The 14,530-nt window shown below is 59.2% G+C and carries 11 protein-coding genes; 2 read left to right on the top strand and 9 right to left on the bottom strand.

Features of this window, described 5'->3' with window-relative positions; all coding sequences use genetic code 11:
• The first annotated feature begins 10 nt into the window (after nucleotides 1–10).
• Nucleotides 11–562, top strand: a complete 552-nt coding sequence (gene yjgA / locus ACL2XN_RS20580; protein ID WP_410013331.1) for a ribosome biogenesis factor YjgA — start codon at nucleotides 11–13, stop codon at nucleotides 560–562.
• Between the two features lie 7 nt (nucleotides 563–569).
• Here yjgA and ACL2XN_RS20575 read toward each other — a convergent pair whose 3' ends face one another.
• The 5 genes from ACL2XN_RS20575 to aaeX all read right to left on the bottom strand — a co-directional run bounded on the left by ACL2XN_RS20575 (nucleotide 570) and on the right by aaeX (nucleotide 5,706).
• Nucleotides 570–836, bottom strand: coding sequence for a hypothetical protein (locus tag ACL2XN_RS20575; protein WP_413729355.1), 267 nt, complete (start codon nucleotides 834–836; stop codon nucleotides 570–572).
• A gap of 110 nt (nucleotides 837–946) precedes the next feature.
• A complete protein-coding gene (locus ACL2XN_RS20570) occupies nucleotides 947–2,404 on the bottom strand; it encodes an NAD-dependent succinate-semialdehyde dehydrogenase (protein WP_413729354.1) in 1,458 nt (485 codons plus the stop codon).
• Nucleotides 2,405–2,579: 175 nt separating this feature from the next.
• Nucleotides 2,580–4,547, bottom strand: a complete 1,968-nt coding sequence (aaeB, locus tag ACL2XN_RS20565; RefSeq protein WP_413729353.1) for a p-hydroxybenzoic acid efflux pump subunit AaeB — start codon at nucleotides 4,545–4,547, stop codon at nucleotides 2,580–2,582.
• A gap of 15 nt (nucleotides 4,548–4,562) precedes the next feature.
• Nucleotides 4,563–5,495, bottom strand: coding sequence for a p-hydroxybenzoic acid efflux pump subunit AaeA (gene aaeA / locus ACL2XN_RS20560; RefSeq protein ID WP_413729352.1), 933 nt, complete (start codon nucleotides 5,493–5,495; stop codon nucleotides 4,563–4,565).
• A gap of 7 nt (nucleotides 5,496–5,502) precedes the next feature.
• Nucleotides 5,503–5,706, bottom strand: coding sequence for a p-hydroxybenzoic acid efflux pump operon protein AaeX (aaeX, locus tag ACL2XN_RS20555; protein WP_413729351.1), 204 nt, complete (start codon nucleotides 5,704–5,706; stop codon nucleotides 5,503–5,505).
• Nucleotides 5,707–6,053: 347 nt separating this feature from the next.
• On the opposite strand from aaeX, the gene aaeR reads away from it, so the two are divergent.
• Nucleotides 6,054–6,980, top strand: coding sequence for an HTH-type transcriptional activator AaeR (aaeR, locus tag ACL2XN_RS20550; RefSeq protein ID WP_410013325.1), 927 nt, complete (start codon nucleotides 6,054–6,056; stop codon nucleotides 6,978–6,980).
• Nucleotides 6,981–6,999: 19 nt separating this feature from the next.
• Here aaeR and tldD read toward each other — a convergent pair whose 3' ends face one another.
• The 4 genes from tldD to ACL2XN_RS20530 form a co-directional block, all read right to left on the bottom strand.
• Complete coding sequence (gene tldD, locus ACL2XN_RS20545) at nucleotides 7,000–8,445, bottom strand: metalloprotease TldD (RefSeq protein WP_413721543.1); 1,446 nt, start codon at nucleotides 8,443–8,445, stop codon at nucleotides 7,000–7,002.
• 123 nt (nucleotides 8,446–8,568) lie between these two features.
• A complete protein-coding gene (gene yhdP, locus ACL2XN_RS20540) occupies nucleotides 8,569–12,378 on the bottom strand; it encodes an AsmA2 domain-containing protein YhdP (RefSeq protein ID WP_413729350.1) in 3,810 nt (1,269 codons plus the stop codon).
• Nucleotides 12,379–12,475: 97 nt separating this feature from the next.
• Nucleotides 12,476–13,945: a ribonuclease G gene (rng, locus tag ACL2XN_RS20535; protein WP_410013322.1), complete on the bottom strand. Its 1,470-nt coding sequence runs from the start codon at nucleotides 13,943–13,945 to the stop codon at nucleotides 12,476–12,478.
• Nucleotides 13,935–14,528, bottom strand: coding sequence for a Maf family protein (locus tag ACL2XN_RS20530; RefSeq protein WP_410013321.1), 594 nt, complete (start codon nucleotides 14,526–14,528; stop codon nucleotides 13,935–13,937). The genes rng and ACL2XN_RS20530 overlap by 11 nt, the downstream gene beginning before the upstream one ends.
• Nucleotides 14,529–14,530 lie beyond the last annotated feature (2 nt).

The following is a 14,530-nucleotide window of genomic DNA, read 5'->3' as shown; positions in this document are numbered from 1 at the left end:
GAACCGTATCATGAGTAAATTACCGGAAGACTGGCAAGACGAACAGCCCGCGGCGCAGCCCGCCGAAGAAGACGACGACGAGATTATCTGGGTCAGCAAAAGCGAAATCAAACGCGATGCCGAAGCCCTGAAGGAACTTGGCGTCGAACTGGTCGATCTTGGCAAGAACGCATTGGAAAAAATCCCGCTGGACGATGACCTGCTCGCCGCCATAGAACTGGCGCAGCGCATCAAAAAAGAGGGGCGCCGCCGCCAGATCCAGCTGATTGGCAAGATGCTGCGCGCACGCGATCCCGAGCCCATCCAGCAGGCGCTGGATAAGCTGAAAAACCGTCACAACCAGCAAATCACCCTGTTCCATAAGCTGGAAAACCTGCGCGACCGCCTGATAGATCAGGGCGACGACGTGGTGGAGGAAGTGATGGCGCTGTATCCCGAGGCGGACAGGCAGCAGTTGCGTTCGCTGGTGCGTAATGCGCAAAAGGAGAAAGCGGCCAACAAACCCGCCAAGACCTCCCGCCAGATTTTCCAGTACCTGCGTACCGTCGCCGGCGATAAATAAGCCGGCGTCAGCGCAGGTTAAAGCGCAGCCGGCCGTCCAGCTCCTCTTCCGCCTCGTCAAACAAGAGGATCAACGCGCCGAAACGGCGTTTTTTTGAAGCATTAAGATGCACGAACTCTATTTCCACCGGCAGCGGCAGCCGGCTGGTAACGGTTTGCCATAAATCATCCAGATTGGCGGCGCACGGCTCGCTCAGGGAGAACTGACGGCCAAAATCACGGTAAAAGGACGGCAGATCGGGTATCTGGTTAAAATCAAAGGATACTTTCCCCATCAAGCTTTCTCCGCACTGCAGGTTGTTAATTTTATGTTGCCCATCGCTCCGTCAGTATGCCACACAACGATTACCGGTCATGGTGTAAAAGTGGCGGCGCAAAAAATTAATCATAAGCCGCCAAGATGCAGCGTTTTCACTTCCAGGTAATCGTCCATGCCAAGCACGGAACCTTCCCGGCCCAGTCCGGATTCCTTGACGCCGCCAAACGGCGCCACCTCGGTCGATACCGCGCATTCATTTACGCCCACCATGCCGCTTTCCAGCCGGGCGGACACGCGGAATACGCGCTGCAGGTTTTGCGTATAGAAATAGGCCGCCAGACCGAACGGCGTATTATTGGCGCGTTCGATCACTTCCTCCTCGGTGTCAAAGCGGAAACACGCCGCCACGGGACCGAAGGTTTCCTCATGCGCCAGCTTCATCTCCTCACTGGCGTCCCTGATAACCGTAGGCTGGAAAAAATTACCCCCGAGCTGATGCGGCTTGCCGCCGGTAACCGCCCGTCCGCCTTTGGCCAACGCGTCGGCGACGTGCTCCTGCGCTTTTTCCAGGCCGGCGCGGTTAATCAACGGCCCGACCACCACGTCCTGCTCCATGCCGTTACCCACCTTTAACCGCTCCACCTCGCGCGCCAGGCGGGAAACAAATTCGTCGTAGACGCCGGACTGGATATAAAAACGGTTCACGCTGACGCATACCTGGCCGGCGTTGCGGAATTTATTGGCGATGGCGCCCTTTACCGCGGCGTCGATATCCGCATCGTCAAACACAATATACGGCGCGTTGCCGCCCAGTTCCATGGAGATCTTTTTCATAGTGTCGGCGGCGTTGCGCATCAGCGTCTTGCCCACCGCGGTGGAACCGGTAAAGGTCACCTTGCGCACGCGGTCGCTCGCCATAATGGCGTCGCTGATGGCGTGGGTATCCCCCGCCACGCCGTTAACCACCCCTGGCGGCACGCCGGCCTGCTGCGCCAGCGCCAGAAGGGCGAAGGCGGACAGCGGCGTATTGTTGGCCGGTTTTATCAGCGCGGTACAGCCCGCCGCCAGCGCCGGCCCAAGCTTGCGCGTCAGCATGGCCAGCGGAAAGTTCCACGGCGTAATGGCCGCCACCACGCCCACCGGTTCGCGGGTGGCGAAAATCCGGGAATGCGCTTTGGCCGGTGGGATGATCTCGCCGTTAACGCGCTTGGCCTGCTCGGCGAACCATTGGATAAAGCTTGCGGCATAGGCGACTTCGCCCTGCGCTTCCTTAACCGGTTTTCCCTGTTCCGTCGTCATCAGCCGCGCCAGATACGCCTGGTTCTCCATAATCAGGCCGTACCAGCGGTACAGGATTTCAGAACGTTCCTTGGCGGTTTTGGCGCGCCAGGCGGGGAACGCCGCGTCGGCGGCGGCGATGGCGGCCTCGGTTTCCCGTTTGCCGCTTTTGGCCACGTTGGCGATAAGCTGGCCGGTGGCCGGATTCACGACCTCAAAGGTGTCCTGAGCGCCCAGCCATTCGCCGTTGACCAGATAGCCGGTCTTGAACAGCGGGTGGTCCTGTAGGTGTAAGTGCTCGCTCATTGTTATCCTCCCCTTTATGTCCCCCGTCGCGGGACGGCGTGCAGTTGCGGTGTAACGCCCCGGCCGCCGCAGGATACCGGCTCCCGGACGCGCCGCGGCGTAAGAAATATGGTTTAAGTATAGATGCTGGTTGCGGGATGGGCAGCCGGGTACGGGGAAAAGCCGCCCCGGCGGGTTAATCGCTGAGCGCGTGACGGTAGCGGACCAGGGTGTCGGTCAGGCGCTGCACGGATTCGGTAATATCGGGCGTGGCCTGGTAATGAAGCAGTTTGTCATGATAAATACGCAATTCCGCCAGTAATTGATCGAAATGTTTCCGGCGGCGGATGTCGCTGCGGGCGACCAGCACCCGGTCGGCGGTGGCGCGGATCTGGCGATGGTACGCCGAGAGATCGGCATTGGCCGGAATATCCGCCAGGCGCAGGCGCTGGTGGATAATGATAAGCGTCAGCGCCAGGCGGTATTTGGCGATATCCACAGGGAATAGCGTCAGTAGCTGGAACAGCTGCTGATACAGCGCCGGCAGATGATTTTCCTGGCGCCGCGCCTTGTTGGTGGACAGGGCCGATACCGCGCCGTACACAAAGCGGTTCAGCAATACCCGGCCGATGCGCGCCTTGGAACCGTCCCGGATGAGCAGGATCACCAGCGTCGCCAGGCCGCAGCCGATAATTTGGCCGATGGCGCTGTCGAGGAAGGTGTTAATGGAAAAGCTCATGGGATTGGCCAGCACCAGCACATTGATGGTCCCCGCCAGGGTGCCGAGCGTGCCGAGGCGCCGCTTTTGCACCTCGATGCCGATGATAAACGCCAGTACCCCCAGCGCAATGCACAGCAACAGCAGACTTTGCTGGGTGGCGGGCATGATCACCATATAATACAGCGCGCCGATGGGCAGCGCCGCCGACATGCCGATCATAAAATCCTTGCAGACCATCCAGGGGTTGGGCAAGCGCATGGCCAGCGACGTCACCACGGCAATCATCACCATGCAGCTGCTGCCGGACGTCCAGCCGGTCCAAAGCCAGAACAGGCAGCCCAGCGCGGTGGCGACGCCGGTGCGCAGTCCGTTAATCATGGCGTGATGCCGTTCGGCGGAGGGGGCCGAAATGATCACCTGATCGACCAGCACCTGGTCCTCAATTTTGCTGATACGCGCGTTGCTCTTTACCCCTTTCGCCAGCAGCAAAAACCGGGTTGCCGCACCCACCCAGGTATACAGGACCTGCGGGGTATCGCGGGCGGGCGTGGCGGCGATGACCTGGCGCATCAGCTTCATGCGCTTATGGATATCCCCCACGGTGTCCACCGGCTCGTTTAACAGCAGCCGCAGATGCGGCGCGATAAAGTCAGGGCGCACCTGCAAGATCAGGAAGGCTTCGCAGGCCTGGGTAATCAGGGTCAGCGACAGGGTATTGATCGCGCGCAGGCGCCGGTTGCAGCGCTGCCAGCGCGAGGATTCCATCATCAGGTTGACGCGCATGCCGTCGAGGGCGGTGGTAAATTTCACCAGATCGCCCCAGGCTTTATCCACTTCTTCTTTCGCCGCGCCGTTAAGGCACAGTAGCAGCAGTCGGTACTGATCCAGCAGTAGCTGGTCCACCGCCCGGTCGATATCCTGTTTTATCGAGCGGGGCGAAAACAGGATATCCGCCAGGATGGCGCAGACGATACCCAGCACGATTTCGCTGCAGCGCTCAACGGCAAACTGCGGCGTCACCTGGGGCTGGCTTTGGATACTGACGATAATAATCAGCGCGGTGTATCCGGCCAGGCCCAGGGCATAGGAATTCTGTACCCGCACCACCGTGGAGATCCACATGCAGGCGCCGGCCCAGATACAGCTTAACAGCAGCATCACCACCGGGGCGCGGATGGTGAGGGTAATAATCACCAGCGCCCCGGCGCAGCCGATAAAGGTGCCGATGATGCGCAGCATGCCGCGATGGCGGATAGCGCCTGCAAAAGGCTCGCCGCCGGCGGCAAAGGCCGGGCCGGCGGCCACGATGGCGGCGGTCAGCACCGACCAGCGCGGCGTTTCCAACTGGAAATGAAAGCCCAGGAACAACGCCAGCAGAATGGCAAAGGTGAGCTTGACCGCAAAACGGCAGCGGAAAAATATCGGCGCCAGCAGTTGCAACATTATCGGGCCATCCGTTTAGCCGAACTCGCGCAGGCGATGCATCAGTTGCATCATCGGCGACAGCTCGCGCCGGTCGCGATCCTTACTGCCGGTGATCACCACCGTCGCGGTGGTGCCGGCCGGATAAAGATCTCCCTGCTGCGCGTCGAGGCGGATTTTAACCGGTACCCGCTGCGCCAGCCGCACCCATTCCAGGTTGGAGTCCACGGTCGCCATGCCCTTGGCATCCACGGCGCTGCTGCTGTTGGTCACCCCGGCGGCAATGCTGTCCACCGTGCCGTAGAGCACCAGATTGCTGCCCAGCGGCGTGATTTCCACACGAAAGCCCGGACGCACTTTTTCCAGTTTGGTTTCTTCCATATAGGCCAGCAGGTAGAACGAATTGCGTTTTACCAGCGCCACCGACACCGTGCCGCGGGTGATAAATTCACCGGCATGCACATTGAGGTTGGTGATCCAGCCTTCAGCGGGCGCGCGCACCGTGGTGCGCTCCAGGTCAATTTTCGCCAAATCCCTGACCGCCACCGCTTTCGCCAACTGATGGCCGACGGTGGTCAAATCATTGCTGGACTGATCGATGGCTTCCTGCGACATGGCATTGGTGCCCAACCGCAGCCGGCGTCCCGCCTCGCGACGTTTCTCGGCCACCAGGGCCTGGTAATAATCTACATCGGCCTGCGCTTCGTCCAGCGCCTGCTGGTAGCGCGGCTGATCGACCACGAACAGTACCTGCCCCCGCGTCACCAGTTGGTTATCGCTCACCCGCACATCGGTCAGCAGGCCGCTGACATCCGGGGAGATCGCCACCACATCGGCGGTAAATTTGGCATCGCGCGTCCAGGGCGATTCGGTATAGAACACCCATGCCCGGAAAATGGCGACGGCGGCAATCAGTACCAATAGCAGAGTAATCGCAATCCTGATTATTTTTGTTGCAACAGTTTTCACAGCGACCTCAAACAAAAAGACACGAAATCAGATAAAACACGCAGCAATACAACGCGGTATTAAACAAGGCCGGATGCCAGACGAAATCGTAAATGCCCGTCGGCTGCAATAGGCGACGCAGCAACATGAACAAGACCATCGACACCAGCAGCTCAAAAAACACCGGGGGAAACGACAGGCCGAATATCACCATAACCGGCAGCAAACTCATGACATTTTCCTTACCTTTTCCCGTTTGACCGTTGCCGGCAACCCCAAACGCGTCCCGCCCGCCACGGCATCCTTCCTCACGGCCATGGGCGGCATTCGCGGATGTTAACGCGGCTAAGTATAGAACTCAGGAAGGTGATCGAGGGTTATTCCCGGCGGATAAAACGCACTGAGACCGTGTGGCGAAAACGCCCCCAGAATGTTACTGTTTATTTCAAAGCAATAAAGACATCTGCAAAACAGGGGCGGCAATGCGCGATCAGATGAACCGACGGGTATATAGTAGCCTTTACTGACTGGCATTTTCAATATTATGTGATCTAAATCACTTTTCACTCAGGCTTAACAATGGAAAGACTGAAACGTATGATGGTATTCGCCAAGGTGGTGGAAGGCGGCTCGTTTACCTCCGCCGCCCGGCAACTGCAGATGAGCGTATCGTCCATCAGCCAGACCGTGGCGAAACTGGAAAACGAACTGCAGGTGAAACTGCTTAACCGCAGCACCCGCAGCCTGGGCCTGACCGAGGCCGGCAAGATTTATTATCAGGGCTGCCGCCGCATGCTGCTGGAGTTCCAGGAGGTGCATGAGCAGCTCTACGCTTTTAACAATACCCCGATCGGCACGCTGCGCGTCGGCAGTTCGTCCACCATGGCCCATAACGTCCTGGCGACCATCACCGCCGATATGCTGAAGGAATATCCGGGACTGTCGGTAAACCTGGTAACCGGCATACCGGCGCCGGACTTGATCGCCGACGGCTTGGATCTGGTGGTGCGGGTGGGCGCGCTGCAGGATTCCAGTCTTTTTTCACGCCGTCTCGGCGCCATGCCGATGGTGGTTTGCGCCGCCAAAAGCTACCTGGCCGCCCACGGCACGCCGGAAAAGCCCAGCGACATGGCTAATTTTTCCTGGCTGGAATATGACGTCAGGCCGGACAGCGAATTCGAGCTGGTGGCCCCGGAGGGTATTACCCTGCATCTGGCGCCGCAGGGCCGTTTCGCCACCAACGACTCCCAGACCCTGATCCGCTGGCTGACCGCCGGCGCCGGCATCGCCTATGTGCCGATCATGTGGGTTCTGGATGAGATAAAACAGGGCAATGTGGAGATTTTATTCAATCGCTATCTTTCCGACCCGCGGCCGGTGTATGCGGTGTATACCCAGAAGGATAAATTGCCGCTGAAGGTGCAGGTGTGCATCAACGCCATGCATGAATACTTTAACAATGTCACGGCGGTCTACCAGGCGTTCCGCCAGGATACCATGTTCTGATATCCCGGCGGGGCAGGACTCAGGCGGTGCCGCCGACGGTGATATTGTCGAGCTTAAGCGTGGGCTGGCCGACGCCGACCGGCACGCTCTGGCCTTCCTTGCCGCACACGCCGACCCCTTTATCCAGCGCCAGGTCATTGCCGACCATGGAGATTTTCTGCATCGCCTCGATGCCGGAACCGATCAGGGTCGCGCCTTTAACCGGATGGGTTACCCGGCCGTTTTCGATCAGATAGGCCTCGGACGTGGAGAAAACAAATTTGCCGGAGGTGATATCCACCTGGCCGCCGCCGAAGTTGGGCGCATACAGGCCATATTCGACGCTGGCGATAATCTCCTCGGGCGTGGACTGACCGGCCAGCATATAGGTGTTGGTCATGCGCGGCATCGGCAAATGCGCGTAGGACTCGCGCCGGCCGTTGCCGGTGGGCGCTACGCCCATCAGCCTGGCATTGAGCTTATCCTGCATATACCCTTTGAGAATGCCGTTTTCGATCAGCATATTATATTGTCCGGGGACCCCTTCGTCATCGATGGCAAGCGAACCGCGCAGGCCGGCCAGCGTGCCGTCATCCACCACGGTGCATAACGGCGAGGCCACCAATTGGTCCATCTGTCCGCTGAACACCGAGCTGCCGCGACGGTTAAAATCGCCTTCCAGTCCGTGGCCCACCGCTTCATGCAGCAGCACGCCAGGCCAGCCGGCGCCCAGCACCACCGGCATGGCACCGGCCGGCGCCGCCACGGCGGACAGATTAACCAACGCCATGCGCACCGCTTCCCGCGCCCAGCTGTCGGCACGCACGTCGCCGTCGACGCTCTCAAGGAAAAAGTCATAACCAAAACGGCCGCCGCCGCCGCTGGAACCACGCTCGCGTTTGCCGTCCTGCTCAACCTGAACGCTGATGGACAGGCGCACCAGCGGGCGCACATCCGCCGCCAGGGTACCGTCGCTGGCCGCCACCAGGATCTGTTCATACACGCCGGACAGGCTGGCATTCACTTCCTGCACCCGGGGGTCGGCGGCGCGCGCGACTTTATCCACCCGATGCAATAAGGCGATTTTCTCTTCACGCGGCAGGCTGTTAAGCGGATCACGCTGCGTATAGAGGGATTTATAAGGAACTTCGCCCAGGGTATGCACCCGGCCGTTGCCCTGCTCGCTGACAATGCTGCGCGCCGCGTTGACGCTTAATTGCAACGCGTTAAGGGTGAGCTGATCGGCATAGGCGAAGCCGGTTTTTTCCCCGCTGACCGCACGCACGCCGACACCCTGGTCAATGTTATAGGATCCATCTTTGATGATGCCGTCCTCAATCACCCAGGACTCGTGGTAGCTGGATTGGAAATAGAGATCGGCATAATCCAAACGACGTTCGCTCATCTGGCCTAACAGCGAAAAAAGATCTTCGTGACTCAGGTTGTTGGCCGCGAGTAATTGCTCACTGACAAAAGTCAGACTCATAGGTTTTCACTCTTATTAATGATGGATTGGCCAGCAACGGCTGGAATAATAATCGTACTAACAATCGTTATAGTCATATTTATAGACTGCGGCAATTCAACGCCGGCGTCAAATGCACGCTGATTATTTACTATGACCCGCCGGTGTGCGCGGCTGGCGCAGCACTTCCTCGATTTTCGGCTGATCCAGGCTGCCGGTGATGTGATAGCGAATCACCGAGATTTTGTTCCACAGCGGCGCCAGGACCTTGCTGGCGGCGAATACCGCGGCGCCGACCACCGGATTGATGGCAAACGCGGCGGCAACCCCGACGGTGGCGGAGATTTCCGGCGCTATCACCGCTTCCATATCAATGCGCTGCGCGTTCAAATCCACCTGGCCGTTCATGGCGATGTCCGCTTCCAGGCCATCAATCAGCGAGTCGTTGGTATGCAGCACACCGTCTTTAATCCAGGCGGTACCTTTAATGGAGTCAAAATAGAATCCTTTACCGAAGGTGTCGCGGAAATCGAACTGGAGCTTGCGCAACAGCGCGTCGAAGCTAATCAGGCGCAATAGCCTGCCCGCCTGGCCGCTGCTGAGATTATCGATCTTGCCTTTGCCGAGATTGGTGTGCAATACGCCGTTCAGGCTGGCGATCTCGGGTGTCCAGGGCAGCGACTGCCAGTGAAGATCGTAATCCAGGTTAAAAGGCGCGTCGCGCAATGGGGTGTCGATGCCGACATAGTCCGCCGCCTCGCCGATATTTTTACCGCTCAGTTTGCCTTTGACCGAGGTCAGGTTTTGCCGGCCGGTGCGCGACCATCCGCCTTCAAGCGTCAGCCGGGATTTGCCGGTATCCACCAGGCCATGGCTCAGCGCCAGGGTATTTTTCTGCGGCGTCACATCCGCCTCGACCCGGCCCAGATTTTGCCCCAGCAGCCAGCACTCCTGGCAACGCAGCTGCAGTGCCGGCCAGTCGCTAAAGCCGGCGGCCGGGTCGTCATCCTGGAAGAGCGTATCGCCAGCCGCGCCGTTTTTCGGCCACAGCGGATTATAATAAAGGTAACGGATATCCGCCCGCCAGGGGCCTTGGTTCGCTAGCGCCAGCTTGCCGTCGATTTCCTTGCCGCGGGCTTCAACGACGCTGCCGCCCAGGGTATTGCGGCGCGTCAGCGACAGCGCGTGCCATTGCTGGCCGCCCAGGGCCAATAACGGCGTATTCAGCGTCAGGGCATCCGGGAAACGGAACCGGCTGGCCACCGCTTTGCCCGCCGAGCGGGACTGCGGCGTCATTAACGCCAGCCATTTTTCGCCGTCCAGCGCCGGTAGATTCAGCGTCAGGCTTTTACCGTCCGGCAGCGGCGGTATCCTGGCGTTATCGGTGGCCCAGGCGCCGCGCGCAAGCGTAACCAGCTTGCCCAACTGCCATTCGCTGTTAAAGGCATTATTCTTGCCGGCATGTCCGCTCAACGTAAAGCCCGTCAGCCCGCCCTGGGCCTTGACCGCTAATGGGAACGGCTGGCCGGCCGCTTTATCCAATGGCGCAGGTAAGTGACTGCTTACATTTTTTAAATCGGCAGTGACATCCACGGTATATGTGGGTTTGCCTTGCAACGGCAAGGTTATCGCCATGACGCTTTGCCAGGAGGCCCGTCCTCCCAGCGCTTTCGCCATGGGTTCGGGCAGGCCGGACAGATGGGCCACCGACCAGTCCCCTTGCATATCGACGTTGATATCAAAGCTTTTTTGCAGCTCTTGCGTCGTGAAGCGCACCGCTACCGGCTGTCCCAGCCACTGTGCCGACAGCATATCGCTGTCCAGGTTGCCATTATGGTAGCGGAACTGGCCGTTCAGGTTGTTCATGGTGGTGCCCAGCGGCTTAATCAGCAGGCTGTTGTCGGCCAGATTCACCTGACCCGATGCGGTGACTGCCTGGCCGCTAAGGGGTATGGATAGGTGTAAGTCCCCACTAACATTGCCGCCGACCTGCAGCTCGGCAAGCGCCGCGCCAAGGGATTTCTGCAACGGAGTCTGGTTAAAATAGGCGCCGATGGCCGGGCCGGACCCGCTGACATCCGCATCCACCAACAGCAGCTGTTTGGAATAATCGGGGATGGCGGCCACGATATTACTGCCGGTCGCCTCGCCCAGTTTCGCCTGCGGCGCGCGCATAAACAAACCGTCGTTCAGGAAGTCCAGATCGATACTCAGATCGGTCAGCCGCGGCCAGCCGGGTTCAAATTCATAGTCCGCATGGCGCAGCGGCACCAGTACCTCGAATTGCCCGTCGTTATGCTTAAACGGGAATTGTTTGGGATCGCCGGCAAAGACCAGCGTGGCGTTATCCACCTGCCCGCCTTTCAACGCGCCGGTGAGGTAATTGACCAGGTGGGTGCCCATTAACGGCTCGGGAAAATAGCGCCAGACCTGGGCGGCATCATACAAGCGCAGACCGGACAGCACATCCAGCCACGGATCACCGTTGAGGGGCTGATGAAAATAAAAGTCCCCGGTCGCCCACAGCGAGGTAGCCTGCAGATCGATATCGCTGCCCCATAACCGCAGGCCCTGCTCATCATTGCGCCAGTCAAGGGCGGCCCTGGCCCGCTGCACTTCCAGCGGCGCGCGAAACATATCTTTATACGGCAAGGTGCTGTTATCCAGCGCCAGGTTTAGCCGGCCGGCGGCAAGGGTTCCCGCCACCGAACCGCCGACATGATCCACGCCCGGCAGGAGTTGCCATTGCTGCCAGCTGAGATCGCGCCAGTCGCTCTGGAAACGGATTTTTTCCGGGTTATTAAGCGGAATATCCAGCGCCAGGGTGGACAGTACCCCTTTGGGCTGCAGATCCTGCCAGCGGGCGCGCAGGTTGGGCGTAATAATGGATATCAGCGGCAAGAAGGGACTGAAACGCTGTAGCTCCAGGTTTTTCGCCCGCAGGCGGATTTCCCCGGCCCTGTCGGGCGCGAACAGATGATTCTTTTCCGGCAGCCAGAACAGCGAGAGCGCGCCGGGCGCCCAGGATTCCCCGTCGGTGGCGATGTTGAGCACCGGCACGTCCATTTGCCATCCGTCGCCCTGTTTGCTCAGGTGCAGGGCCAATTTCGCCACGTCCACGCGGTGGTCCTGGCCTCCGTCCTGCCAACTAGCCGTCCCCTGGCTGAAAAAGGCGTCGCCGCCGGTAATATCGCCATGATCCAGGCTCAGCCAGGCGGCCAGGCTGAAATCGGCCCGTTGCAAACCGGTCTGGCTTTGCACCCACTGGCTGAACCATGGCTTGAGATTGATATTATCGGCCTGCAAGTAGATCTTGCCGTTGTCCAGCAGACCGTTTTCATCATTGAGGTCCATGCGCAACTGGATCGCGCCCTGCTGCACATCAACGTTGGATAAGGCTATCTGTCCTTCCGCCCGGTGGCGCTGGCGTGAGTTGAGCCAGGTCAGTTGCGGCACCGAAAGCATGGTGCGCTCCCCCGAGGGCGTCAGGAAAGAGAGCTCGCTGTCGCGCAGGATAAAGTGGTCGAACTGATGTAAAAACAGATCGGAAAGCTGGTCGGATTTAATGGGGCTGCCCTGATGGTCGCGGCCCAGCAGGGTGGTATTTAAATCCAGCTGCAATCGATAAAACGTGACGTCGCGAAATTGCCAGCGCCAGTGCAGCAGCGATTGCCAGACGTCCAGGGCCAGGGTAACGCGCTGGATACGCAACTGTTCATCGGCGGTAACGGATTCAATGGCGCGGATATCAAGCGTCGGGCCGAAGGACTGCCAGGTGCCGTGCATTTCACGGATCTGGACATGGAGTCCGGTAGCGGCGTTTAGGGTTTGGACAATTTGCGGGCGAAAGCTGTCCAGATGGGGCAACGCCAGGCGTAACGCACTGACCGCTAATGCCACCAGGACAATCAGGGTTGCACATAGGGCCAGCAATATCCCCGGCAGTCGCTTCACGCCTTTCTCCTTGCTTCCCGTCGCACCGCTTACGGCAAGTATTTATTTTTATCTCCTGCCCGCGTTTCATGCTCTACGCCGGGCCTGAATCCTCTGGCTACATCATCACGACGTCGAACTGTTCCTGACTGTAGAGCGGTTCGATCTGCACCTTAACCTGCTTGCCGACAAAAATCTCCACCTCCGCCAGCGCATGGGATTCGTCGCTTTTCAGCGCTTCGCCCACCGCCGCCGAGGCGTATACCAAAAAACGGTCGGATTCGTAGGCATGGTGCACCCGCACGATCTCGCGCATAATTTCATAACAAACGGTCTCAATGGTTTTCACCGTGCCGCGGCCATGACAAGTAGGACACTCGCTGCACAGCACATGTTCAATACTTTCACGGGTGCGTTTGCGGGTCATCTCCACCAGGCCGAGCTGGGAGAAGCCGTTGATGCCGGTTTTTACCCGATCCTTGCTCAGCGCCTGCTCCAGCGAATGCAATACCCGCCGCCGGTGTTCTTCATTAACCATATCGATAAAATCGATGATAATAATGCCGCCCAGGTTACGCAACCGCAGTTGGCGGGCAATGGCCTGGGTGGCCTCGATATTGGTGTTGAAGATGGTTTCATCCAGGTTCCGGTGGCCGACAAACGCGCCGGTATTAATATCAATGGTGGTCATCGCCTCGGTCTGGTCGATGATCAGATATCCCCCCGATTTCAGCTCGACTTTACGTTCCAGTGAGCGCTGGATTTCGTTTTCCACGTCATAAAGATCAAAGATAGGCTGTTTGCCGTTGTAATGCTCGAGCTTGTGGGTCATCTCCGGAATATATTCACCGGTAAACTCCACCAGCAGATCAAAGGTCAGGCGGGAGTCTACCCGGATGCGATCCAGCGCGGCGCCGGCAAAATCGCGCAAGATGCGCTGCGCCAGCGCCAGCTCGCCGTAAAGCATATATTTGCTCTGGTTACGGCGTTTGCGCTCCATGACCTTGGTCCACAGGCGTTTGAGAAAAGCGGCGTCCTGGGCCAGTTCCTCCTCGCCGATGCCTTCCGCCGCGGTGCGGATAATAAACCCGCCGTGCTCATCGCAGTAATCCGCCACGGTGCGCTTAAGGCGCTCGCGCTCTTCCTCGCTATCAATGCGTTGGGATACGCCGACATGGGACGCCCCGGGCATAAACACCAGGTAACGCGAGGGCAGCGTAATGTCGGTGGTCAGGCGCGCGCCTTTGGTGCCCAACGGATCCTTGACCACCTGTACAATGATGTCCTGTCCCTGCCTGACCAGTTCGGCAATATCGCGCACATGGAAGTTTTTCTGCTCTTCGCCGGCGACGCATTCGGTATGCGGCATGATATCGGACGCATGCAAAAACGCCGCCTTATCCAGGCCGATATCGATAAACGCCGCCTGCATGCCCGGCAGTACGCGGCTGACCCGGCCTTTATAGATATTACCAACAATACCCCGCCGGGCCTCGCGTTCAATGTGGATTTCCTGCAAAATGCCGCCGTCGATATAAGCGACCCGCGTCTCGGAAGGCGTGATATTAACCAGTAATTCAGCAGCCATGTTGTCCTCTCAGACTACGTAAAGCAATAAACTGGCAAAGCAGTTCAGAGGTTTCCACCAGCGGCAAACCCACCACGCCGTGATAGCTTCCATTGATAGCCCTGACAAAAACCCCGCCCAATCCCTGGATGCCGTAAGCCCCGGCTTTATCCATGGGTTCACCGGAGGCAATATAGCGATGAATCTCCTGCGGCGACAACCGGCGGAATGTGACCTCGGTCACGACGCTGAGGCAAAGCTGATGCCCGGCGTCGGCAAAAGCGATCGCCGTCATCACCTGGTGGCATTGTCCCGAGAGGGCCGTTAACATCTCGGCGGCATGGGCGCCGTCGCGCGGTTTTTCCAGGATGCGGCCATCCAGCACCACGATGGTATCCGCTCCCAGCACCGGGCGCGGTTCAGGGGCTATCGCCACGCCGGCCAGCGCTTTTTCCAGCGCCAGCCGGCGCACATATTCCGGCGCTTTCTCCCCCGCGCGGCGCAGTTCCGCCACCGGGGCGCAGAGCACGTCGAACGGCACGTCCAGCAATGTGAGCAATTCCCTGCGCCTGGGTGAGCCGGAAGCCAGATATATCGCGGTCATAA

It is taken from the genome of Sodalis sp. RH22 (genome assembly GCF_047324165.1).
Classification (GTDB): domain Bacteria; phylum Pseudomonadota; class Gammaproteobacteria; order Enterobacterales; family Enterobacteriaceae; genus Acerihabitans.
The sequence above is the reverse complement of the archived record's forward strand: the minus strand, read 5'-3'. Positions and strand labels throughout refer to the sequence as shown.

Excerpts from the sequence above, each read along its gene's own strand:
- ACL2XN_RS20570 (WP_413729354.1), bottom strand. The coding sequence starts at position 2,404 with ATGAGCGAGCACTTACACCTACAGGACCACCCGCTGTTCAAGACCGGC.
- ACL2XN_RS20530 (WP_410013321.1), bottom strand. The coding sequence starts at position 14,528 with ATGACCGCGATATATCTGGCTTCCGGCTCACCCAGGCGCAGGGAATTG.
- aaeB (WP_413729353.1), bottom strand. The coding sequence starts at position 4,547 with ATGTTGCAACTGCTGGCGCCGATATTTTTCCGCTGCCGTTTTGCGGTC.
- aaeR (WP_410013325.1), top strand. The coding sequence starts at position 6,054 with ATGGAAAGACTGAAACGTATGATGGTATTCGCCAAGGTGGTGGAAGGC.
- yjgA (WP_410013331.1), top strand. The coding sequence starts at position 11 with ATGAGTAAATTACCGGAAGACTGGCAAGACGAACAGCCCGCGGCGCAG.
- rng (WP_410013322.1), bottom strand. The coding sequence starts at position 13,945 with ATGGCTGCTGAATTACTGGTTAATATCACGCCTTCCGAGACGCGGGTC.
- ACL2XN_RS20575 (WP_413729355.1), bottom strand. The coding sequence starts at position 836 with ATGGGGAAAGTATCCTTTGATTTTAACCAGATACCCGATCTGCCGTCC.
- aaeX (WP_413729351.1), bottom strand. The coding sequence starts at position 5,706 with ATGAGTTTGCTGCCGGTTATGGTGATATTCGGCCTGTCGTTTCCCCCG.
- tldD (WP_413721543.1), bottom strand. The coding sequence starts at position 8,445 with ATGAGTCTGACTTTTGTCAGTGAGCAATTACTCGCGGCCAACAACCTG.